We start from the raw sequence: 20,434 nt of genomic DNA on the forward strand, positions 1-20,434 counted from the left end.
CTGGGTTCACACCTCCAGCTTGCTCAGGAACTCGTACCCCTTCCGCGCCGCCTCTATCGGCGGCATGCGGCTGTAGGGCGGCTCCTGCTCGAGCGCGAAGTGGCGCACGCCGGAGGCCCGGGCGGCGCCCAGGACGCGCCGCCAGTCGATCACGCCTGAGCCCACCTCGGTCGTCTCGGCCTTGAAGACAGTGTTGACCTGGTGGCCCGGCGCGATGTCCTTCACGTGCATCAGCCGGAAGCGACCTGGATAGGCCCGGAGGATCTCCACCGGGTCACGGCCGGCCGCCACCACCCAGCCGGCGTCCATCTGGAAATGCACCAGCCCCGGGTCGGTGTTCTCCAGCAGAATGGCCAGGCCGTTGGTTTCGCCGAGCGGGGCGAACTCCGGATTGTGGTTGTGATAGGCGAACTTCACGCCCTGGCGCTTGAACGCGGCGCCCTTGGCGTTCAGCAGTTCGGCCGTCTTCTTCCAATGGTCCGCGGTCAGGCTGGCGGCGACACGGGCCAGCATCCGCGGCACATCCTCGCCCGCCATCGGCCGCATCTGCACGCCGTCCGGCAGGGGGAAAAGCGTCAGGGTCAGGTATTCGGCGCCGACGGTGTGGACGCTCCTGGCCAGCAGGCCTGCATCGCTCTCCAGGCTCAGGCCGCCGCGCAGCGGCCTGGGCAGGATGCCGAGGTTGGCGCACCTCAGGCCGGAGCGCGTCAGCGCTGCGCGGATCCGTTCCGCCGGAACCGTGTCCAGGCCAGTCTCGACCTCGCGGAAGCCGATCTTGGCGAGCGTCTCCAGCGTCCCGTCCGCGTCCGCCCGGTAGGCCGCCTCCACCATGTAGAGGTTGATGCCGATCGGCGGGCCGCCGCGGCCGAAGAGGAGCCTCGCCGCATGCCCCGGGCCGGCCGCGGCCAGGGCGGTGGTGAACGCCGCGCCGAGCGCCGCGCGCCTCGAGATGATCATGGTGCGTGTCCTCTCTCCGGTCCCGCTACCATGCCGTCGGCCGGGGGATCCAGTTCGAAAACCGAACTACCTGCGTCCGCCCGCGGTCGGCGGCACGAGCCGCCATAGCGCGACCACATAGGCGAACACCGCCAGATAGACCGTCGTGAACACCCAGATCGGCAGCGGCCAGAAGAGGACGCTGTTGACCCAGCGCATGATCAGCGGGTCCTCGCGCCCGCCCGTGAGATCCGCCTGCCAGATCGTCAGGAGACAGGCCCGGCCGAACGCCGCCTGAAGCGCGACGACGGCCAGCGACGCCAGGTGCAGCAGTCGAAGCCAGCGGACCCGGACGATGCGCCAGTTCAGCCTGGCGCCGAGCGGGATGATCGCCAGCCCGGCCACGTTGAAGGCGATCACCCCGAGGTGCAGCGCAAGCACGATCTGGCCAAACATGGGACGCCGCGGCGAGATACCTGGAACCACGAAAAACACGAAAGGCTTGTCTGAACGCGGGCGGACCAGGGGCCGGTTTCACTCGTGTCGCGTTTTTCGTGTTTTTCGCGGTTCTAACCTTCTCCTGCCGCCAGCGTTGAACGCCTATGCGCTTCCTCTGCGACGAGATGCTGCTGGGTCTCGCCCGGCTGCTGCGGGCGGCGGGCCACGACACCTACCTGGCTCACGACGGCCAGGGCGACGCGGACCTGCTGCAGATCGCCCGCGCCGAGAACCGCGTGCTGGTGACCCGCGACAAGCGGCTGGCCGCGGCGGCCCATCCGCGCGCCGTGCTGGTCGAGGGCCGCGGCGCCTACGCCGAAGCCGAGAAGCTGGCGGCGATGCTGCCGATCGACTGGAGGCTGGCGCCCTTCACCCGCTGCATCGTCGACAACACCCTCCTGCGCGAGGCGGAGGCCGCCGACCTCGCGCGCATGCCGCAGCAGGCCCGCGACCTGCCCGGCCCGTTTCGCGCCTGCCCGGCGTGCGGGCGGGTCTATTGGCCGGGCAGCCATGTGAAGCGGCTCGGCGAACGACTGGAGCGGCTCGCCCAATTCCCGCCCAAAGCTTGACTAGAGAGACGGAGCCGTCTTCATCGCGCTTCGCGAGAGCTCAGGGAGTCTGTTCCAAAATGCGCACCATCATCGTCCTGGCCGCGGCCGCGGCGGCCCTGTGGGTTTCCGGCTGCAACACCGTCGCCGGCGTCGGCCGCGACGTTTCAGCCGCCGGCCGTGCGGTCAGCAGCACCGCCGAGGACGCCAAGCGCTAGGCGCTCTGACGGCGCGGCCCCGGCCAGGGCGCACCCGCGGTGCGACCCCTTGGCCCGCCCCTCTTATGTTTTGGCGCCCAAGGGCGCATATGCACCGGCATGGCTGAGATCGTTCACCCGCTCGTGCGCTCCATCCGTCGTGGACTGAAGGGCCGATGCCCCGCCTGCGGCGAGGGCAAGATCTTCTGGCGCTACCTGAAGGTCTCGGCTCACTGCCCCAAGTGCGACCATGACCTCGCCCGCTATCCGGCGGACGACGGTCCGGCCTATCTGACCATCCTGCTGAGCGGCCACCTGCTGATCGCGCCCCTGCTGATCTTCCCGATCATCTGGGAGGCTCCGGCGATCTATTCGGCGCCGATCGTCATGATCTCGGTCGGCGTCGTCACCCTGCTGGCGCTGTCGTCGATCAAGGGCGGCTGGATCGGCCTGATGTACGCCCTGGGCGTCAAGGACCGCGACGCGGCCCTGCATACGGCGGACGCCGCCGACTAGGACCGCAGGCCCTCTCCGGAACCCCGCGCTGACGATCGCCGTTTCTTACGGTGAAGTTCGGGGCAACCGCGGAGAAGACGCACATGGGCCTTGGCACCATTCTGATCATCCTTCTGATCCTGGCCTTGATCGGCGCCCTGCCGAGCTGGGGCTACAGCCGTAGCTGGGGCTATTTCCCGAGCGGCGGCCTGGGCCTGGTGCTCGTCATCATCATCGTGCTCGTCCTGATGGGACGGCTGTGACGAGGCCGCTGGCCTAGGTCGAAACACGCCAGGGCGCTTCCCGCTCACTTTGAGCCACGGCCCGGTTTATCCTGCCTGACGTGTTTCAAGTCAGGCGGGACACGGTCTAGCATCCCCCCTCGAACGAGGGGGGATGCATGGCGACCTTGCAGACGGACGCGGCCCAAACGCTGAGCGAGGGGGCGCCACGCGAGGCGCCGATGTCGCCGCTGGCGCGCATCAACGCCATCCTCGGCGGCTCGGCCGGCAACCTGGTCGAATGGTACGACTGGTTCGCCTACTCCTCCTTCGCCCTCTATTTCGCCAGCCACTTCTTCCCCAAGGGGGACCAGACCGCCCAGCTGCTGCAGACTGCGGCGGTGTTCGCGGTGGGTTTCCTGGCCCGGCCGGTGGGCGCCTGGCTGATGGGCATCTATGCCGACCGGGCCGGACGGCGCGCGGCCCTGACCGTCTCGGTGGCGCTGATGAGCATCGGCTCCTTCGCCATCGCCCTGATCCCCGACCACGAGACGATCGGCGTCGCCGCGCCCGCGCTGCTGGTGATCGCCCGGCTGGTGCAGGGGCTGTCGCTGGGCGGCGAATACGGCGCCAGCGCCACCTACATGACCGAGATGTCCGGCAAGGGCCGCCGAGGCTTCTGGTCGTCCTTCCAGTTCATGACCCTGATCGCCGGCCAGCTGACGGCGCTGGGCGTGCTGGTCGTGCTGCAGCACCTGCTGACCCAGACCCAGCTCGAGGCCTGGGGCTGGCGCATCCCCTTCGTCATCGGCGGCCTCCTGGCCATCGTCGTCTTCTGGATCCGCTCCGGCCTTTCGGAGACCCGCTCCTTCCTGGCCTCGAAGGCCGAGGGGGCGCCGCCGGTGCGCACCTCCATGCTGATGCAGCACTATCCGCGCGAGACCCTGGCCATCTTCGGCCTCACCTGCGCCGGCTCGCTCGGCTTCTACGCCTACACGACCTACATGCAGAAGTTCCTGGTCAACACCGCGGGGTTCGCCAAGGACACGGCGACCGCCATCACCGCCGGGGCGCTGATCGTCTACATGCTGATCCAGCCGCTGGTCGGCTGGGCGAGCGACTATCTGGGCCGGCGCAATGTGATGGCGATCGGCTTCGGCCTGGGCGCCCTGGCCACCTATCCCGCCTTCACCCTGATCGCCGGGACGACTTCGCCCTGGGTCGCTTTCGCGGTGATGACCCTGCTGGTGGTCATCCTGTCCGGCTACACGGCGGTGAACGCCGCGGTGAAGGCCGAGCTCTTTCCAACCCATGTGCGGGCCCTGGGCGTGGCCCTGCCCTATGCCCTGGCCAACGCCGCCTTCGGCGGCACGGCCGAATATGTGGCGCTGTGGTTTAAACAGGGTGGAAACGAGAGCGGGTTCTACATCTACGTCGCCGTCGCGATGAGCCTCGCCATGCTGATCGCAGCCCGGCTGCCGGACACCAACGCCACCGAGCTGATCCTGGAGGCCTGACGCTGCTCCCCCTGATCTCGCTGACCCCGCTGAACCTCGCCGCCCTGGCCTTCTTCCTGGTCTGCTGGCTGGGCTACCAGCCGATTCTGCGCATCCTCGCCCACCACCGCGGCGGGGTGATCAACACCGACATGACGGTCGTCCGCACCGCCTGGATGCGCAACATGGCCGCGCGCGACAACGCCTTCATGGACGGCCAGCTGCTCGGCCACGCCCTGAGCTCGGCCTCCTTCTTCGCCTCCTCCAACCTGATCCTGATCGCCGCCATCTCCAGCGGCCTGTTCGGCGGCGAGGGCGCCTTCCGCTCGGTCTCCAGCCTGGTGGTGCTGCAGACCTCTTCGCGGCTGCTGTTCGAGGGCCAGCTGGCCCTGGTGCTGATCACCCTGGCGCGCGGCCTGCTCGATTTCATGTGGTCGATCCGGCAGATGAACTACTGCCTGGCGGCCTTCGGCGCCGCGCCCCTGGCCGCGACGCCGGAGCAACAGCGCACCTATGGCGAAACCGCCGCGCGGCTGCTGAATCCGGCGCTGTCCGCCTTCAACCAGGGGGTCCGCGCCTACTATTTCGCCCTCGCCGCCGCCGCCTGGCTGTTCGGCCCGATCCCCTGCATCTGCGTCACCGCCGGCGCCATGGCCCTGCTCCTCTGGCGCCAGCGCCGCTCCCGCGCCGCCGTCGCCATCGCCGACCTGAGGAAGCTGCTGGAGGGATAGGCGGCCCTACGCCAGTCCCAGCTCCCGCCGCACCGCCCGCGTCAGCCTGGCCGAGACCAGGGCGTGGGCGGTGTTCAGCCAGTCCGCCACCTCCTCGTCGTCCAGCGCCGCCAGGTCGTCGAACTGCACCCATTTGGCGCGCGCCAGATAGGGCGCAGGCCGCGCCTGGCCGCTCTCGACCAGCGCTTCGTAGGCGATGTCGCTGACCTTGATCGACAGGCGGCTAGCGGCCAGGTCGGTGACGGCGAACATCTTGCCGCCGACCTTGTAGACCTGGTCGTCGCCCCACTGGACCTGGCTGGTCGCGCCAGGCAGGGCGAGCGCCGCCTGGGCGAAGGCTTCCGGGCTCAAGCCGCCCGCCTCGGCGATTCGCGGCTCGTCTTGCCGAAGATCATCGCCGGGCTCCTTTTTGGATTGAACCAAGATAGGGGCGAGGCTGCACTAATGCACGTACCGCGCCCGAGACCGCGCGGACGTTCTGTGGCAGATTTCGCTGAACGCTGTTTGGGGGGTGGCGCATGCGCAAGGTGGCGGCGTTGATTACGGCGGGCCTCGTCGCAGGGGCTGCGGGATCGGCCCTGGCGATGGGCGGCGGCATGAGCGCGGCGCCCAGCGTCTCGGCGCCCGCCTACGACCCCGCCGCCGACTATGCCCGCGGCGTCGCGGCCCTGAAGAGCGGCCAGTACAAGGACGCCTCGCGTTCGCTGAAGCGGGTGGTCCGGGCGGTCCCGTCCAATGTTGAGGCCTGGCGGCTGCTGGGCGAGGCCTGCGCCGGGGACGGCGATTGGAAGGGCTCGCGCCGCGCCTACGAGCAGGCGGTGAAGCTCGCGCCCGACGACGTCGCCGCCCACACCGGCCTCGGCGTCGCCCTGGCGCGGACCCAGGACGCCAAGGCCAAGACCGAGCTCGACTGGCTCAACGCCAAGGCCCAGGCCTGCGGCGAATCCTGTCCGGACGCCGCCGCGCTCAAGGCCGGCGCGGCCGCGGTCCAGGGCGCCCTTGCGGGCGCCCCCGCGGCCAAGCCCCAGGCCAGGCTGCAGGGGTCGATGATCTTCGCCGGCGCCGCGGCCGGCGACCTCGCCTATTCCGCCGCCGTCAGCCTGATCAACGAGCACCGCTACGACGACGCGCTCGCCGCGCTGACGCAGGCCCGGGCGGTCTTCGGGCCGCACCCGGACATCCTGACCTACGAGGGCTACGCCTGGCGCAAGAAGGGCGAGTTCGACCGCGCCGAGACCTATTATCGCCAGGCTCTGGCCATCGCGCCCAGGCACCGCGGGGCCAGCGAATACTATGGCGAGCTGAAGGTCGAACGCGGCGACATGGCCGGGGCGAAACGGATGCTGGCCAGGCTGGACACGATCTGCGCCTACGGCTGCGCCGAGGCCGAGGAGCTGCGTCGTTGGATCGATCACCGCGGCGACCCGCAGCTGCGCTAGGCGTCGCGGTCGCGGTCGTCCTGGGCCGCCTCGCGCTCGCCGCCGACGGCGACCCGCCGATCCGCGCCCTGCACTGGATCGCCCCAGGCGCCGATCCCCTGCGCGCCATTGGCGTCCAGCCGACGGAGTGCCTGCAGATCCCCGCCGACGCCGCCGAGGCGCTGCAGGTGGAGGTGGGCCGTGCGGCCTTCCGCACCCCGCTGCTGCTGGGCGGCCAGGCGGCGCGCGCCGGCCTCGCCTGCGAGACCTGCCATCGCAACGGCCGCAGCAACCCCGATTTCCAGTTCCCCGGCGTCTCCGGCGCGGCCGGCACGGCGGACGTCACCCAGTCGCTGTTCTCCAGCCATCGCGGCGACGGGATCGACAACCCCAGGCCGATCCCCGACCTCAGCGGGCCGAAGACCGGGCTGAAAGTCGACCAGAGCCCCGACAGCCCGGCGCTCGAGGGCTTCATCCGCGGCCTGGTGGTCGAGGAGTTCGACGGCGACCCGCCGCCGCCCGCCGTGCTGCAGGGCCTGGCGGCCTATGTGCGCGCGCTGCAGCCCTCGGCCTGCCCGGCCACCGCGCACGAGCCGGTCGACGTCCGCCGTCTGATGTCCGACGCCCGCCGCGCGCTCGCCGCCGCCCGCGCCGAGATCGCGCTCCGCGACCGGCCTGCCGCCATCCTCATGCTGGCCGCCGCCCGGGCGCGGCTGGCGCTGATCGACGAGCGACTGGACGCGGACCGGTTCGCCGGCCTGCGCGCCCGGCTGCGCGCCGCCTCCGGCCGCCTCGCCGAGGCGCAAGGCAGGCTGCGGCAGGGCCAGGACCCGCCCGACGCCGACTTCGTCCGCTGGCTCGCCGAGGCCCGGCCGCTGGAGGCCGATCTGGTCGCCGCCCAGCCCGCCACCCTGTTCAATCCCATCCGATTGCAGGCCGCGGCCAACCGCCCCTTGCCCCACTAGCCCGCCTCAGTGTATTGCGCGCCTTCCGTTGGCGGTGCGCCGGCGACGGAGTGTGGTGAGGTGGCCGAGTGGCTGAAGGCGCACGCTTGGAAAGCGTGTTTAGGTGAAAGCCTAACGAGGGTTCGAATCCCTCTCTCACCGCCACTCAGTCAGTCGCCAAATGCGCCGCGACTTGACCCTGCGGAATAGCCCAGAAAATTCCGAGGCTTGCCCCCTCAGAGAGACGGAAATGCCGTCTCCCGACCCCAGAATCTCCCGCAATTTGCCTGGAAACGCCATCCGCGTCTCCGCAGACGCCGGTTCGGTCAGGTTTTGGCGAGCGCCATTCCCTGTTCCGGCGCGGAAATTCCCTGCTAACAGGGAATTCGGCGATATTTCGGGGGCAGGACGTAGGCTCCGGATAATCCCAACACCCTGCCTTCCTGAGCGTTTTCGAGGATTCTCAGACTGAATTCCCTGTCGAAGTAGCAGGGAACATTTTCCACAACGATCAGGGATTGAACGCGTCGCGTTCAGCGAAGGCCGGTGCGACGAACAGGGAGAAGGTCAGCGTACGAAGAAATCGCGCTGGGCCCGCCAGTCGAGCGGCAGGGCCTTCGTCATGATGGCCGCTGGTCCAGATGACGGTCGAGCTCTCGAACCAAATCCGCGGGCTGATGAAGACCTTCGGCCTGGTCGTCCCATCATCCAAGGGCGGCCAGTTCGAGGCGAATGTCCGGCGTCTGCTGGCGGATCATGATGGGCTCGAGGCGATCATCCTGCCCGTCCTTGAGGCCTGGCGCAGCGTGCGGATCCGCGCCGCCGATCTGGGGCGTCAGCTGCTCGCCGGCGCAAGGCGTAGCCGTTCATGCCAGCTGCTGATGACGATCTTCGGCGTCGGCGCGGTCACCGCCACAGCCTTCACCGCCGCGATCGAGGATCCAGCGACCTTCAAGACGTCGCGTTCCGTGGGCGCGTGGCTGGGTCTGACAACGCGACGCTACCAGTCCGGCGAGGTCGACTATGACGGCCATATCTCTCGACGCGGCGACGCCCACCTGAGAGGTCTCCGGGGTTTTGGCCCCAAGGTGGCCTTTTGCGGCGTCAGAGACAGGGGCGCGACGGCGCATTCGATCGCGTCACGTCGCGCTTTGGCCGGCAAATTGTTGCTCACGCATGTAGGAACCGACTCGTCGACATCCGCAGTTGCGAGGCGCCGGCGGGGCAAGGCTCAAGGTGACGGCCAAGTTTGCGTCGATGATGCGATGGGGCGGCATCGTTAGTTCCGTAGTTCGGCCGGTTGCTGATAGTCGGCTGCGTCCCGCGCCTGCAGGAGCCGTGAACTCGGATCGCGCACCAAGTTCCACGCAAGCCCGAAGAACAGCAGGGCGGCGAGGCCGGTCGCCAGCACGAAGCCCGCTTTGGGATCACCGAAGGCGTCGCTGGCCAAGCCTATGACCAGGGGTGAGACCACCGCGCTCACGCAGGTCATGAACAGCATCAGCCCGGCCGCCGACCCGTGCTCTGACTTGGGAAAGCAGCTGATCGCCTTGGAGTTCAGCGTCGGATAGATCACCGACATGAACAAGCCCGATGCGGGCAGCAGGATCGCCGCACCTGTGGGGCCGATCATCAGCGCCGTTGCGAAACAGACGAGGATGGCGAGGCTGCAAAAGGCGAGCACCGCCGTCCAGCGCGCCCGGCCCAGCATCCAGAACGCGAGGAAGCGGCCCGCGGCGCGCAAGACGAAGAAGATCGGCAGCGCGAAGGCCGCGATTGGCCCGACCCCGCCGCGGTAGCCGGCGAGAAGGGTGGGCATCCACACGTAGATGGCCGTCTCCACGCCTACGTAGAGCATCACGCCGGTTCCAAACACCAGCGCGTAGGGATTGCGCGCGAGCGCCAGAACCCGCCTGAGATCTGCCGGCGGCCCGGATCGGCGCGGGGTCGGATAGCGCACCAAGAGCGCCAAGACGACCAGGATGGCGCAGATGGCGCCCGCGATCAGATAAAGCCAGGTCCAGGAGGCTCCCGCGGCGAGCAGAGCGGCGATCACCGCCGGGCCGACGATCGCTCCCATGGCGAAGAAGCCCTCGACCAGGTTCATCATCGACGTATGGGCGCGGGTGGACGAGGAGATGTCGCCGATCAGCGCGAGCGCCCCGGTCTTGAACACCCCGATCGACAGCCCGGAGACAAACAGCAGCACCAGCAACAGCGGAAAGCTGCGCGTCGCGGGGAACAGCAGGGTGGCGGCGGAAAAGATCGCAAGCCCCAGCACGATCGCTCCTTTGCGTCCGAGCCGGTCGGCCAGGAAGCCGAGGCCCGCCGCGCTCAGCGCGATGCCGGACATGGTGGCGTAGTGGAATAAGCCCGCCTCGGCCATGCCGAGATGGTAGGCCTCGATGATCTGCGGAATGATCGCGCCCACTGAATCCGTGGTCATGGCGAAGACCATGAACATCAGAGCCGTCAGGATCCGGAGCAGCCGTTCGTTATGAGATTTTGAAACGATCATGTCGGCCGTCCAATGGTCGGTCCCGCGGACGGCTGTAGCGTTAGCGCGACGGCGCCCAGTACGCCCGAGCGGTCGCCTAGACCGGGAGCCGTGAGGTAGGCCGCGAGCGCCGCCGGCTCGCCCATTTCCCCGAAGTAGCCGCGAAGCATTCCGCTGGACGCTCCGCGCGTCCACACGAGCAGGCCGGGACGAGCGCCAATGCCCCGCCCAGGACAATGCGCTTGGGCGAGACGACCAGGGTGATTGCGCAGACGAGCTCGGCCAAATAGTCGGCGACCAGCTCCCACACGGGATCGTCGGGGGCGACGTCTTCGGGCTGACGGCCCTCGCGAGCGGCGATGGCGGGGCCGCTGGCCAGACCTTCCAGGCAATCGCCATGGAACGGGCAGATGCCGACGAACGGATCTCGCAGCGAGTCGCGGCGCACGCGCAAGTGACCGGCTTCCGGATGGAGCCGGCCCGTGACCGCTCGTCCGCCCGCGACCAAGCCAACGCCGATTCCGGTGCCCACGGTGACATAGGCATGGTCGGAAAGGCCCCGGCACGCGCCCCATCGGCCTTCGGCGAGCGCGGCGGCGGTGACATCGGTGTGCAGAGCCACGGGAACCCCGAAGGCGCGCTGCAGCGGCCCGGCGATGTTCGCACCCGGCCAGCCGGACTTTGGCGTGGCGAGCATGCGTCCCCAGTCGGAGGCGTGCGGATCGACGCGGATTGTTTGATTTCCGCCAAACTGGCCCGCAAACCTGGGACATCGCGTTCGAGGCCGACGGCGGCGTCCTCGTCCTGTCCGAGGGGGGCGCCAAGCTCGCCATCGACTCCGCGCCGCAATCGACCCCGCTGGAAGGGGAATACCCGGCCATGTACCGCCATTTCGTCGAGCTGGTGCGCCGCGGGCAGAGCGACGTCGACCTGGCGCCGCTCAGGCTTGTGGCCGACGCCTTCCTCTGCGCCCACTATCGTCAGACGGACCCATTCGAGGACTAAGGGCGCGCGCCCTGAGGGAGAGGGCGCGCTGCAGGCTGCCGAGCGGCCCCGACGGCAGACCGTGCAGCCGTCCTGCCATGGGCGCCAAGCCGCGCGTCCTGCTACGCCGCGCAGCGCTCCGCGCCGTTCGCCAGGGCCTGAGCGAAGATCTTCGCCAGGACCTCGGGCGAATAGGGCTTGGCGAGAAAGCGGCCGCCCGAAGGGATCTGGTCTTCGCGGGGAATCGCCTTGCCGGAGGTGACGATCACAGCAACCTCGGGTCTGCGGCGGCTCACCTCCCAGGCGAGGTCCAAACCGTCGATCTGGCCGGGCATGTTTACGTCAGTGAACACAAGGACCACGTCGGCGCGCGCCTCAAGGGCTGCTATCGCCTCCTCCGCGTCGGCCGCCTCGATCACCTCGAAGCCCGCATCCGCCAGACAGCACGCGGCGCATATTCGGATCAGCAGCTCATCCTCGACCACCAAAACGGTCGGAAGGCCAGGATTCCGCACAGTCTGCTCGCCGGTCCACATCGCACGCTCTCCCGAGAAAAGGGAACGTGGTAACGATATCATATTCAGCCGATCTGTCAATTTGTCTGCGAAAATAGGAGGCCGGCAGGCAACGTTCGTCAACACGTTCCTATAGGTAGAACTTTCGCGGCCGCCAGAGCCGCGACCGCAGCGAAGATGTCCTCCTATTTGTCAGACTATTGTGGCGCGGCTGGGCCGCTGTTGCGGTAGAGCATGGCGAACAGATGGACGCGCGCTCACCAGGTGCGGAACACGCCCGGTCCGCGGCCGCTTCCTGCGCAGGTAGCCAACTGAAATCCAACCTCGGGGGTGCCGCGCCAGGCCCTGCAGCCAAAGGAGATGCACCGTGCGAGTTGAGCCGGCCTTCCTCTTCGATCTCGACGGCACCTTGGTCGACAGCGTCTACCAGCACGTGCTCGCCTGGAAGGAGGCTCTCGACAGGGAGGGCATCGCCCTCCCCGTGTGGCGGATCCACCGAAAGATCGGAATGAGCGGCGGGCTCTTCACCAATCAGCTGTTCCGCGAGACCGGTCAGCGACGCCCGGATCGAGCGGCTCCGCCGCAGCCACGCCGAGGCCTACCGGCGGCGACGGCGTCCGCCCCCTCCCCGGCGCATCGGAGCTGCTGATCTGGCTTTCCGACGCCCAAATCCCCTGGGCGATCGCCACCAGCGGGCGCATGGAGACCGCCGCTGTGGACCTGGAGGCCCTCGGCATCGATCCTGCGACCGTCGCCGTCCTCACCCGCGACGAGGTGAAGTACGCAAAGCCCGACCCGGACCTTTTCGTGGCGGCCGCGGCGAAGCTCGGGATCGCCATTGAGACCGCGGTGGTGGTGGGCGACGCCGTATGGGACATGCTGGCGGCCACGCGCTGCCGCGCGCTCGGTGTGGGCCTTCTCAGCGGCGGCTACGGCGCAACCGAACTGCGCGAAGCCGGCGCGATCCGCGTCTACGAAGCCCCTGCCGACCTCCTTCGCCACATCGACGAAGTCGGCGGGCGGCGCTAGCTTTGAGCTTGCCGGCAGGTCGTCAGCGAATGATCGCCGCGCCGGTCGCGCCGATCGCCGCCTCGATCTCGGTGACGTCCACCATGGAGGCGTCGCCGGGGGTGGTCATGGCGAGCGCGCCATGGGCTGCGCCATAGTCGACGGCCGCCTGGGGGCCGAGGTCCTGCAGCAAGGCGTAGATCACGCCTGCGGCGAAGGCGTCGCCGCCGCCCACGCGGTCGAAGACGGCGAGATTTTCGCGGGTCTCGGAGGCGTAGGTCCGTCCATCCGCCCAAAGCACCGCCGACCAGTCGTTCAGGCTCGCCGAGGGGGCTTGGCGGCGCGTGCTGGCGAGCACCTTGAAGTTCGGGAACGCCTCGGCGCAGGCCGCGGCGAAAGACTCGAAGTCCTCCGGCGCCCGATACCCCAGGCACGCCTCAACCCCCCTGGAATCGCCGAACATCACGTCCACATGGCTCGCGATCTCGCGGTTCAACCGCTGGACCGCCGCGGGATCGCCCAAGGCGTTCCAGAGCGAGGCGCGATAGTTGAGGTCGTAGGAGACCACCGCTCCGTGTCGTTTCGCGGCCCGCACCGCCTCCAGCACCACCTGCGGCGTCTGCGGCGCCAGGGCCGCGAAAATCCCCCCGGTGTGGAGCCAGCGCACGCCCTCCCGGCCGAACAGCTCCTCCCAATCCACCTCGCCCGGCGCGATCTGCGACGCCGCGGAATGCCCGCGGTCGGAGACGCTGCGGGCGGGCCTGACGCCGAAGCCTCGCTCGGTGAAGTTCAAGCCCATGCGGGTGTTGCGGCCGACACCGTCGTAGGCGCGCCAGATCACGTGGCTCGCGTCCACGCCGCCCTGCAGGATCAGGTCCTCGGCGAGCCGGCCGAGATGGTTGTCCGGAAAGGCGGTGACCACCGTGGCGCGCAGGCCGAAGGCCTTGCGGATCGCGCGCGCGACATTGTACTCGCCGCCTCCCTCCCAGACCTGAAAGCCGCGGGCGTTGCGCACGCGCGCGTCGCCGGGATCGAAGCGCAGCATCACCTCGCCCAAGGCGGCGCAGTCCCAGCGGCAGTCGCTTGCCGGATGCACCGCCAGCCCGGCGCTCGGGTTCACTTCCCGCTCCATCATCGCCTCAACGCGCGAGCCAGCCGCCGTCCACCGGCACCACGGCACCATGCATGTAGTCCGAGGCGCGGCTCGCCAGGAACACCGCGGCGCCGGCGAGGTCTTCCGGCTTGCCCCAGCGCCCCGCCGGGATGCGCGCGAGGATGTCCTGATTGCGCCCTTTGTCGGCCCGCAGCGCGTCGGTGTTGTTGGTGGCGAAGTAGCCGGGGGCGATGGCGTTGACGTTGATCCCCTTGGCCGCCCATTCGTTGGCCAGAAGCTTGGTCACCCCCGCTAGCCCGCTCTTCGAGGCGGTGTAGGAGGCGGTGCGGACGCCGCCCTGGAAGGACAGCATCGAGACGACGTTGAGGATCTTCCCGCCTCGACCGTCCGCCACCCAGCGCCTCGCCACCGCCTGCGCGAGGAAGAAGGCGACCTTCAGGTTGGTCTCCATCACCGCATCCCAGTCGGCCTCGCTGAACGCCAGCGCCTCGGCCCGACGGATCATCCCGGCGTTGTTCACCAGGATGTCGAGTCGCCCGGCGGCGGCATAGGCCTCGGCGATTACCCGCCCGATCGGCTCGGTCGAGCTGAGGTCGGCAGAAACGGCGTAGAACTTGCGCCCGAGCGCCGCCACCCGCCTTGCGGTTTCGTCCGGGGCGCTACGGCCCACGGCCACGATGTCGGCCCCGGCCTCGGCGAGACCGATGGCGATTCCCTGGCCTAGGCCGGTGTTGGCGCCGGTGACGAGGGCGACCTGGCCCTCCAGGTTGAAGATGTCCATGGCGCTCATCGTAGCTGGCAGATGTCGAGGACGCGCATGTCGGTGTAGTCGAGGTTCTCGCCCCCCATCGCCCAGATGAAGGCGTAGCTCGCCGTCCCCGCCCCCATGTGAATCGACCACGGCGGCGAGACCACCGCCTCCTCGTTGGCCATAATGATGTGGCGGGCCTTCTCCGGCTCGCCCATGAAGTGGAACACTCGCTCGTCCTGGCCGAGATCGAAGTAGAAATAGACCTCCGAGCGCCGGTCGTGCAGGTGCGGCGGCATGGTGTTCCAGACGCTGCCCGTCTTCAGGATGGTCAGTCCCATGAGCAGTTGGGCTGACTTGCAGGTCGCCGGCACGATCAGCTGGTAAATGGTCCGCTCGTTGGAGGTGGCGAGTTCGCCCTTCTCCAAGGGCACGGCGTCGGCGATGGAGAGCTTACGGGTCTCATAGCGCGCGTGCGCCGGGGTTGAGACCAGGTAGTAGCGCGCCTGGTCGCCCTCGAAGATCACCTCCGTGGCGCCCATCGGGACGTAGAGGCAGTCGTTGGGCGCGAGCGTGTAGGCCTGACCATCGACGCTGACGATGCCCGGGCCCTCGCCCACATTGACGACGCCGAGCTCCCGCCGCTCCAGGAAGGGGTGGCCCACGGCGCTCTCCGGCGCGGTCTGGTCGGGCAGGCGCACCGCGCGGCCCGCGGGGCAGGCTCCGCCGATGACGAAGCGCTCGTAGTGGGTGTAGTTGAGAACCACCTCGCCGGGGGCGAACAGGCCGTCGATCAGATACCGCTGGCGGAGCGTCTCGTTATCGACGCCCTCCATCATGTCGGGATGGGTGGCGTGGAAGATCTTCTTGAACACCTAGCTTCTCCGAAATCGGCGACGACCGGGCCGTCGCATTAGTCCGACAAATACTTTCAGCAGCAAGCGCCGCGCCGGGCGAGCGCGCTAGTGGAACGCCACGCCATCGGCGTATGGGCCCACTTCCAGGACGCCCTTCTCCGGCGCTTTCAGCTTGCGGCCGGCGATGGTCACATTGTCGAAGACGACGCCGCGGACGCGGCGCTCTGCGTCATAGCCGGAGAGCAGCGAGGCGCTCGGCGCGCCTGCGCCGGTGAAGCTGATGTTGCGAAATACGACGTCCTCGACGCCCTTGCCCGGGCTCGTGTTGTACTTCCCGTTGAAGACCACGCGGACGTTGAAGAGCTTGCCTTCCTGGATGTGCTCGACCCGCACATCGCCGAAGCTGATGTGACGCACGAGGTTGCTGTCGCCTGCGCTAATCGCCATGACGCCTTCGTATTCCGGGTCGTCCTCGTCGACCTCCAGCACGTCGATGTTCGAGAATGCGACGTTCTCGATGACGTTCGGCGCCGGCGTGTTTCCGTGCAGGCCGACGAACATGGCGTGGGCCACGTCCGGCCAGAAGGTCGAGTTCGCGACGCGCACGTTGCGCGTATCGCCGGTCCCGTCCTTCCGCGTGGCGTAGATCGCGACGCTGTCGTCGGAGGTGCGGATGAAGGCGTGGTCCACCGTCACGCCCTCGCAAGCGAACACATTGATTCCGTCGGACCACTGGCCGGCGCTGAACGCCTTCAGGTCCAGGAAGCGCACATCCTTGGAGCCGCCGCAGGCGATCGTGCCGTATTTGGAGTTGATGAAGGTCAGCCCCTCGACCGTGACATTGCGCGAGTCGTGGACGAGGAACTGCTCCTGCTGCCGGTCGATGATCCCGCGCCCGTAGATGCGGACGTTCTCCACGCCGTCGAGCCGGAACTGGCCCTGCAGCACCGCGCCGCCGGCGACATAGATCGTCTGGTTGGATCGCACGGGGAAATAGGTCGCGTCGGCGGGCGGCTTGTGCAGGCCCGGCTCGTAGACCACTACGTCCGGCCCCGGCTTGGGCGGCTCGTCGGGACGCCCCGCCAAGAGATGCAGGTTGTGCAGCCGGTCGCCGTCGAACTCGACCGACAGGTTCGCCGGTCGATCGAGCGTCAGATAGACCAGCCCATCCTTGCCCAGTCGCGGCGTGACGCCGGCCGAAGCGGGCCGCACCGCGACGCGGCGGACGTCGCCGTTGTTCTTCTCGATCGCGACTTCGACCGGGCCGTCGAAGTCGAAGCGCGCCATAGAGGCGTGCTGCGGCTTATCCAGGTCGACCTCGACGTCGTACTCGTAGAGATCCCGCCATGCGCCGCCCGGCTGACGGACGCGGACGGTGAAGTCGTCGTTGTGGTGTGAATATTGGAGCGGCGCCGGGTTGGAATAGACCTCCAGCTGCGGGCTCGCCGCCACGGCCGGCGCCGCTCCTGTCGCGAGCCAGGCGAGGGCGATCAGGGACGTCCGGCGGATCATGGGCGAGCGACCTCAGCGGTTGGAGCCTGGGTGTCCCGGTCGGCGGGCCCGATCCGGAAATCGTCGAAGTCGGCCCCGCCCACGCTCGTCGCCACATAGGCGGGCGTTCCCGAAGGCGCCTGGGCGAAAAGGCCGATCTGGGCGCCGACCCAGCGGCCGGGGCGGCTGACGAAGGGCGCGCCCAGGGCAGTGAAACGCCGTCCGTCCAGGCTGTAGCTGAATCTCACCCGCGCATGGACGGACCGGAGCATGGCCGGAAAGTAAGGCGAGAAGCCCGGCGGCGGCTCGGGGACGGTGACCGGCTCGGCGGAAATCCGCAGCACCACCTCCGGGGGCGCCTCGGCCAGGGCCACTGCGACCGTCTCCGGCTGCGAGGCCGCGGCGCGGGGGCGGTCCACGCGTACAAGCCGCAGGCCTTCGGCGGCCTTCTCGACCCCGATCCAGGCGTAGTCCGCGCCATAGATGACGAGCCCGGCCCGCTCGCCAACGGCCTCGGGCGCAAAGCGGAGCCGGACGGTTGCTGAGAACCGCTCAGCGGGCAGCTTCTGGGTGAGGACCGCGCTGGCTTCCCAGAGGTTGACCGGCGAGGAGACGGACTTCAGCCGCAGCCAGCCCGGCGCGGCGGTGAGGCTCGCCCAGTCCTCGCTAGAGTTGGCGTTCCACTGCCAGGCGGGCGAGAGAGAGCCTTCGAAGCTGTCCTCGGTTGCGGGCGTGGCGGGCCCGGCGCCGGCGACCGGCTTCTTCCAGGCGAGCACCGGTTCGCCGATCCCGTCGCCGTCCGGATCGGCGCCGATCACCGGCCAGCCCTTGCGCCAGACCATCGGCTCCAGCCACACGCGGCGGCCATAAGAATCCGTGTCCTGGAAGTGGACGAACCAGTCCTGGCCCTGCGCAGTCGTCACCCAGGCCCCCTGATGCGGCCCGTTCACCGCCGAGCGGCCCTGGTCGAGGACGTCGCGCCCTTCGTAGGGTCCGGTGATGCTGCGCGAGCGGAAGACGCCCTGCCAGCCCGCTTTCACGCTGCCGCTCGGCGCGAAGAGATAATACCAGCCGTCCCGCTTGTAGAGCTTCGGCCCTTCGGTGGTCATCCACGGCATCGGCCCGCGCGAGGTCCTGACCGAGGGCAGCTTGTCGCCCTCGATGATCGGGATCCCCTCGCCCACCGTCCGGGTCCCGTCGGCGTTGAGGCGCTTCAGGGTGATGACATTGTTGAAGCCCGCTCGGCTCTTGGCCCAGGCCATCGCCAGCCAGCCGGTCCCGTCGTCGTCCCAGAAGGGCGCCGGATCGATGACGCCCTTGCTGGCGTCGACCAGCGCCGGCGCGCTCCACGGGCCGGCTGGATTCGTCGCGGTCGTGAGGAAGACCCCACGGTCCGGGTCCGGATAGTAGATCAGGAACTTGCCGTTGCGATACCGGATGGCGGGCGCCCAGACCCCGCCGCCATGCCGCGGCGTGGAGTAGTGCGCTTCCGGCGGAACGACAGCCAGCGCGTGGCCGATGATCTCCCAGTTCACCAGGTCCCTGGAATGCAGGATCGGCAGGCCTGGGACGTTGGTGAACGAGGACGCTGTCAGATAGAAGTCATCGCCCACCCGGATCACGTCCGGATCGGAATAGTCTCCGGCGAGCACGGGGTTGCGATAGGTTCCGTCGCCTTGATCCGGGCTCCAGGGCGAGGCGGCCATCAGCAGCGGCATGGCGGCGAGCAGCGCGAGCGATTTCAGGACGCCGGCCATCTAGACGCGCTCGAAGATCACGGCCTGCCCGCCGCTGGGCGTCAGGTCCATGTCCAGCACGCTCGTGCTCGCCACCTCACGGGTGGTGATCTCCACGGGGGTGAGGCGGGGTTGCGAGCCCTCCGGCCCGTCTGCGAAGATGCGTGCACGCCAGCGCCCCTCGCCCAGAAACTTGAGCGGGATGCTCAGGCGCCGGCCCCTCTCGTTCGTCATCGCGCCCAGGAACCATCGCCCGCCGGCGCGCCGCGCCACGGCGACGAAGTCTCCGACCGCTCCACCCAGGGCCACGGTATCGTCCCAACTCGTCGGACAGGCGTCGAAGAAGGCCAACTCCGGAAACCCCGAGGCGTACTTGGCCGGCTGGTCGTACCAGTAAAGGAAGTTGAGCGGATTGTAGTAGACCACCGCCATGGCCAGCTGATGGGCGTTGGTCGTCCGGTTGCGCTCGTGCGCGTAGCAGATGGTGTAGTCCATCGGACCGGCCACGTTCCGCACGAACGGCAAGGTGACGTTATGTCGAGCGGTCGGAAAGTGCTCGTTGCCGCGCACGCCCTCGACCGTGATGCAGTTGGGAAGCGTCCGCTCGAGGCCTGCTGGGCGCAGGTCGTCGTGCAGATTGACCAGCAGGCGATGCTCGCCGCAGCGCTTCACCAGGTCGTAGATAAAGGCCTCGTCGCTTGCGCGCCCCTGCCAGACGAAGCCGAACTTGACGCCCGCCACGCCCCAACGCCGATAGGTGCGCAGGATGTCGCCCAACTGCTGCATGGCCGGCACGCGATCGACGTAGAGGATGAGGCCAACGCCCCGCGCGCGGCCATAGGCGACGATCCTCTCGACGTCGATCGCCGGGATCGGGCGGGTGGCGTCGCTCGGATCTGTGCCGTCGCCGTACCAGTGGGCGTCGAATTCGACGTATTCGAGCCGCCGGCGGGCGGCGAAGTCCACCGCCTCGAGCCCGCCGGCTGTCGTGTAGGTGCGGATGCGGTAGGCGCGCCCGGGTCGGATCCAGCCCACGTCGCCCAGGCGGTTCGCGCTGGCCAGGGTCGGGACGAGATCGGCGCGCTCGATCAGCGTCGAGGGCGTCTCGGCGATGATCAGGACACGCCAAGGCGTCGCCTGCCCCCGGCGCACGTCGAATCCGGCCTCGGCGGGCGTGTCTCCGGGCCCGGAATAGCCGGTCGCGCGTCCGGGAAAGCGCATGAGGTGGATGGCCAGGCCTGCGCCCTCGCCGAGCGCGGTGCGCAGCATCGCGCGCGGGTAGCCGAGCCGGTCGGATTCCGCGATGAGCACGTGCGTCCCGCGCTCCAAAACCGCGAGCACAGGCAGGTCGGCCAAGGGCCCCGCATCGGAGCTGGCGGTGAGGTCGGGCTCCGGAACCGGCTGGAGCTCATCGACCGGCCCCGTCTGGTATTCGCCCTCGTCCCGGCTCGCGACGGCGCGGGTAGCCGGAGGGAAGCGGAACCGGGTCAGCTCGCCCTGGAGGCGCGCGGCCGCGCCGAGCACGTACCGGACGGCGACGCCCTCGTCATAGGCGCGCACCACAACCCCGAAGCTCAGGCCCGTCGCGCGATCGCGGAAGTGCGCGGTGAGTTCGTCGCAATGGTCGACGCTGACATCGCGGATGCCGTACCGCGGCGCCCAGGCCGCGCGCACCCGGCGTCTGCGGCTGGAGATCAGCTCGACGCCGGGCCCAAGCCGGCGGCCGTCCGCCAGGACAAGGCCGAGTTCCGAGTCGACCAGGACCGACCCTCGCACGGAATGCGTCACCGACCACGTCAGGGCCGCGCCAGGGTGCAGGGTCACGGAGAGCCGCCCGTCGGGGGAGCGCGCAGCAATCATGGTCTCGGCTGCCGCCCTGCCTGGGTGCAAGGCGACGGCGGCGCTAGCCGAAGCCGCGATCAGACTGCGGCGCGAAACCGCGGCAACGCCTTGGTCCACGACTTCCCCTCCCCCGCACCATCGCCGCGCCGAGAGGCCGA

23 protein-coding genes, 1 tRNA gene and 1 pseudogene are annotated in these 20,434 nt (G+C 69.0%); 13 read left to right on the plus strand and 12 right to left on the minus strand.

Going from position 1 to position 20,434, the window contains the following annotated elements:
- Window positions 1-6: 6 nt before the first annotated feature.
- Both ACSQ2B_RS14145 and ACSQ2B_RS14150 read right to left on the minus strand, forming a co-directional pair.
- Window positions 7-957 (minus strand): sugar phosphate isomerase/epimerase family protein, encoded by a 951-nt coding sequence (locus ACSQ2B_RS14145; protein WP_436050735.1) that lies wholly within the window; start codon window positions 955-957, stop codon window positions 7-9.
- A gap of 66 nt (window positions 958-1,023) precedes the next feature.
- Window positions 1,024-1,392, minus strand: a complete 369-nt coding sequence (locus tag ACSQ2B_RS14150) for a DUF2784 domain-containing protein (RefSeq protein WP_436050737.1) — start codon at window positions 1,390-1,392, stop codon at window positions 1,024-1,026.
- A gap of 146 nt (window positions 1,393-1,538) precedes the next feature.
- Here ACSQ2B_RS14150 and ACSQ2B_RS14155 point away from each other — a divergent pair, with 146 nt between their 5' ends.
- The 6 genes from ACSQ2B_RS14155 (at window position 1,539) to ACSQ2B_RS14180 (ending at window position 5,122) form a co-directional block, all read left to right on the plus strand.
- Window positions 1,539-2,003, plus strand: coding sequence for a DUF5615 family PIN-like protein (locus tag ACSQ2B_RS14155; protein ID WP_436050738.1), 465 nt, complete (start codon window positions 1,539-1,541; stop codon window positions 2,001-2,003).
- A gap of 59 nt (window positions 2,004-2,062) precedes the next feature.
- Window positions 2,063-2,200: an entericidin A/B family lipoprotein gene (locus ACSQ2B_RS14160; RefSeq protein WP_436050739.1), complete on the plus strand. Its 138-nt coding sequence runs from the start codon at window positions 2,063-2,065 to the stop codon at window positions 2,198-2,200.
- A gap of 99 nt (window positions 2,201-2,299) precedes the next feature.
- Entirely contained in the window at window positions 2,300-2,695 is a 396-nt protein-coding gene (locus ACSQ2B_RS14165) for a DUF983 domain-containing protein (RefSeq protein ID WP_436050741.1), read from the plus strand.
- A gap of 83 nt (window positions 2,696-2,778) precedes the next feature.
- On the plus strand, window positions 2,779-2,937 hold the full coding sequence (locus ACSQ2B_RS14170) for a DUF3309 family protein (RefSeq protein WP_436050742.1): 159 nt from the start codon (window positions 2,779-2,781) through the stop codon (window positions 2,935-2,937).
- A gap of 137 nt (window positions 2,938-3,074) precedes the next feature.
- Entirely contained in the window at window positions 3,075-4,412 is a 1,338-nt protein-coding gene (locus ACSQ2B_RS14175; RefSeq protein ID WP_436050743.1) for an MFS transporter, read from the plus strand.
- A 68-nt stretch (window positions 4,413-4,480) separates the two neighbouring features.
- Window positions 4,481-5,122 carry a DUF599 family protein gene (locus ACSQ2B_RS14180; RefSeq protein ID WP_436051037.1) on the plus strand — a complete coding sequence of 214 codons (642 nt, stop codon included), beginning with the start codon at window positions 4,481-4,483 and terminating at the stop codon, window positions 5,120-5,122.
- Window positions 5,123-5,128: 6 nt separating this feature from the next.
- On the opposite strand, the gene ACSQ2B_RS14185 is transcribed toward ACSQ2B_RS14180, so the two are convergent.
- The gene (locus tag ACSQ2B_RS14185; protein ID WP_436050745.1) at window positions 5,129-5,473 is read right to left on the minus strand and encodes an MmcQ/YjbR family DNA-binding protein; all 345 of its coding nucleotides are present in this window, start codon (window positions 5,471-5,473) and stop codon (window positions 5,129-5,131) included.
- Window positions 5,474-5,640: 167 nt separating this feature from the next.
- On the opposite strand from ACSQ2B_RS14185, the gene ACSQ2B_RS14190 reads away from it, so the two are divergent.
- The 4 genes and pseudogenes from ACSQ2B_RS14190 to ACSQ2B_RS14205 form a co-directional block, all read left to right on the plus strand.
- Window positions 5,641-6,561 (plus strand): tetratricopeptide repeat protein, encoded by a 921-nt coding sequence (locus ACSQ2B_RS14190; protein ID WP_436050746.1) that lies wholly within the window; start codon window positions 5,641-5,643, stop codon window positions 6,559-6,561.
- On the plus strand, window positions 6,525-7,505 hold the full coding sequence (locus ACSQ2B_RS14195) for a hypothetical protein (RefSeq protein ID WP_436050747.1): 981 nt from the start codon (window positions 6,525-6,527) through the stop codon (window positions 7,503-7,505). The genes ACSQ2B_RS14190 and ACSQ2B_RS14195 overlap by 37 nt, the downstream gene beginning before the upstream one ends.
- A 54-nt stretch (window positions 7,506-7,559) precedes the next feature.
- Window positions 7,560-7,649: transfer RNA gene (locus tag ACSQ2B_RS14200), tRNA-Ser, on the plus strand.
- Between the two features lie 467 nt (window positions 7,650-8,116).
- Window positions 8,117-8,554, plus strand: a pseudogene (locus ACSQ2B_RS14205) (transposase); the annotation flags it as partial.
- 209 nt (window positions 8,555-8,763) lie between these two features.
- Here the strand turns inward: ACSQ2B_RS14205 and ACSQ2B_RS14210 are convergent.
- Both ACSQ2B_RS14210 and ACSQ2B_RS14215 read right to left on the minus strand, forming a co-directional pair.
- Window positions 8,764-9,942: an MFS transporter gene (locus ACSQ2B_RS14210; RefSeq protein WP_436050748.1), complete on the minus strand. Its 1,179-nt coding sequence runs from the start codon at window positions 9,940-9,942 to the stop codon at window positions 8,764-8,766.
- A gap of 136 nt (window positions 9,943-10,078) precedes the next feature.
- Window positions 10,079-10,678: an ROK family protein gene (locus ACSQ2B_RS14215; RefSeq protein WP_436050749.1), complete on the minus strand. Its 600-nt coding sequence runs from the start codon at window positions 10,676-10,678 to the stop codon at window positions 10,079-10,081.
- 35 nt (window positions 10,679-10,713) lie between these two features.
- Here ACSQ2B_RS14215 and ACSQ2B_RS14220 point away from each other — a divergent pair, with 35 nt between their 5' ends.
- Window positions 10,714-10,986, plus strand: coding sequence for a hypothetical protein (locus tag ACSQ2B_RS14220; protein WP_436050750.1), 273 nt, complete (start codon window positions 10,714-10,716; stop codon window positions 10,984-10,986).
- A 101-nt stretch (window positions 10,987-11,087) separates the two neighbouring features.
- Here ACSQ2B_RS14220 and ACSQ2B_RS14225 read toward each other — a convergent pair whose 3' ends face one another.
- Window positions 11,088-11,501: a response regulator gene (locus ACSQ2B_RS14225; protein WP_436050751.1), complete on the minus strand. Its 414-nt coding sequence runs from the start codon at window positions 11,499-11,501 to the stop codon at window positions 11,088-11,090.
- A gap of 346 nt (window positions 11,502-11,847) precedes the next feature.
- On the opposite strand from ACSQ2B_RS14225, the gene ACSQ2B_RS14230 reads away from it, so the two are divergent.
- Both ACSQ2B_RS14230 and ACSQ2B_RS14235 read left to right on the plus strand, forming a co-directional pair.
- A complete protein-coding gene (locus ACSQ2B_RS14230; RefSeq protein ID WP_436051042.1) occupies window positions 11,848-12,129 on the plus strand; it encodes a hypothetical protein in 282 nt (93 codons plus the stop codon).
- A 20-nt stretch (window positions 12,130-12,149) separates the two neighbouring features.
- A complete protein-coding gene (locus ACSQ2B_RS14235) occupies window positions 12,150-12,509 on the plus strand; it encodes an HAD family hydrolase (RefSeq protein ID WP_436051038.1) in 360 nt (119 codons plus the stop codon).
- A gap of 22 nt (window positions 12,510-12,531) precedes the next feature.
- Here the strand turns inward: ACSQ2B_RS14235 and ACSQ2B_RS14240 are convergent, their stop codons facing one another.
- The 6 genes from ACSQ2B_RS14240 to ACSQ2B_RS14265 all read right to left on the minus strand — a co-directional run bounded on the left by ACSQ2B_RS14240 (window position 12,532) and on the right by ACSQ2B_RS14265 (window position 20,294).
- Complete coding sequence (locus tag ACSQ2B_RS14240) at window positions 12,532-13,608, minus strand: sugar kinase (protein WP_436050752.1); 1,077 nt, start codon at window positions 13,606-13,608, stop codon at window positions 12,532-12,534.
- Window positions 13,609-13,627: 19 nt separating this feature from the next.
- Entirely contained in the window at window positions 13,628-14,383 is a 756-nt protein-coding gene (gene kduD / locus ACSQ2B_RS14245) for a 2-dehydro-3-deoxy-D-gluconate 5-dehydrogenase KduD (RefSeq protein WP_436050753.1), read from the minus strand.
- 5 nt (window positions 14,384-14,388) lie between these two features.
- A complete protein-coding gene (kduI, locus tag ACSQ2B_RS14250) occupies window positions 14,389-15,225 on the minus strand; it encodes a 5-dehydro-4-deoxy-D-glucuronate isomerase (RefSeq protein ID WP_436050754.1) in 837 nt (278 codons plus the stop codon).
- 87 nt (window positions 15,226-15,312) lie between these two features.
- Complete coding sequence (locus ACSQ2B_RS14255; RefSeq protein ID WP_436050755.1) at window positions 15,313-16,719, minus strand: glycosyl hydrolase family 28 protein; 1,407 nt, start codon at window positions 16,717-16,719, stop codon at window positions 15,313-15,315.
- Window positions 16,716-18,455, minus strand: coding sequence for a glycoside hydrolase family 43 protein (locus ACSQ2B_RS14260; RefSeq protein ID WP_436050757.1), 1,740 nt, complete (start codon window positions 18,453-18,455; stop codon window positions 16,716-16,718). The genes ACSQ2B_RS14255 and ACSQ2B_RS14260 overlap by 4 nt, the downstream gene beginning before the upstream one ends.
- The gene (locus ACSQ2B_RS14265) at window positions 18,456-20,294 is read right to left on the minus strand and encodes a glycoside hydrolase family 97 catalytic domain-containing protein (protein WP_436050758.1); all 1,839 of its coding nucleotides are present in this window, start codon (window positions 20,292-20,294) and stop codon (window positions 18,456-18,458) included.
- Window positions 20,295-20,434 lie beyond the last annotated feature (140 nt).

The organism is Phenylobacterium sp. LjRoot225 (assembly GCF_964252855.1).
Taxonomy (GTDB): Bacteria; Pseudomonadota; Alphaproteobacteria; order Caulobacterales; family Caulobacteraceae; genus Phenylobacterium.

Excerpts from the sequence above, each read along its gene's own strand:
- ACSQ2B_RS14210 (WP_436050748.1), bottom strand. The coding sequence starts at position 9,942 with ATGGTCTTCGCCATGACCACGGATTCAGTGGGCGCGATCATTCCGCAG.
- ACSQ2B_RS14160 (WP_436050739.1), top strand. The coding sequence starts at position 2,063 with ATGCGCACCATCATCGTCCTGGCCGCGGCCGCGGCGGCCCTGTGGGTT.
- ACSQ2B_RS14265 (WP_436050758.1), bottom strand. The coding sequence starts at position 20,294 with ATGATTGCTGCGCGCTCCCCCGACGGGCGGCTCTCCGTGACCCTGCAC.
- ACSQ2B_RS14225 (WP_436050751.1), bottom strand. The coding sequence starts at position 11,501 with ATGTGGACCGGCGAGCAGACTGTGCGGAATCCTGGCCTTCCGACCGTT.
- ACSQ2B_RS14255 (WP_436050755.1), bottom strand. The coding sequence starts at position 16,719 with ATGATCCGCCGGACGTCCCTGATCGCCCTCGCCTGGCTCGCGACAGGA.
- ACSQ2B_RS14215 (WP_436050749.1), bottom strand. The coding sequence starts at position 10,678 with ATGCTCGCCACGCCAAAGTCCGGCTGGCCGGGTGCGAACATCGCCGGG.
- ACSQ2B_RS14170 (WP_436050742.1), top strand. The coding sequence starts at position 2,779 with ATGGGCCTTGGCACCATTCTGATCATCCTTCTGATCCTGGCCTTGATC.
- kduD (WP_436050753.1), bottom strand. The coding sequence starts at position 14,383 with ATGGACATCTTCAACCTGGAGGGCCAGGTCGCCCTCGTCACCGGCGCC.
- ACSQ2B_RS14175 (WP_436050743.1), top strand. The coding sequence starts at position 3,075 with ATGGCGACCTTGCAGACGGACGCGGCCCAAACGCTGAGCGAGGGGGCG.
- ACSQ2B_RS14145 (WP_436050735.1), bottom strand. The coding sequence starts at position 957 with ATGATCATCTCGAGGCGCGCGGCGCTCGGCGCGGCGTTCACCACCGCC.
- ACSQ2B_RS14150 (WP_436050737.1), bottom strand. The coding sequence starts at position 1,392 with ATGTTTGGCCAGATCGTGCTTGCGCTGCACCTCGGGGTGATCGCCTTC.
- ACSQ2B_RS14165 (WP_436050741.1), top strand. The coding sequence starts at position 2,300 with ATGGCTGAGATCGTTCACCCGCTCGTGCGCTCCATCCGTCGTGGACTG.
- ACSQ2B_RS14260 (WP_436050757.1), bottom strand. The coding sequence starts at position 18,455 with ATGGCCGGCGTCCTGAAATCGCTCGCGCTGCTCGCCGCCATGCCGCTG.
- ACSQ2B_RS14155 (WP_436050738.1), top strand. The coding sequence starts at position 1,539 with ATGCGCTTCCTCTGCGACGAGATGCTGCTGGGTCTCGCCCGGCTGCTG.
- ACSQ2B_RS14190 (WP_436050746.1), top strand. The coding sequence starts at position 5,641 with ATGCGCAAGGTGGCGGCGTTGATTACGGCGGGCCTCGTCGCAGGGGCT.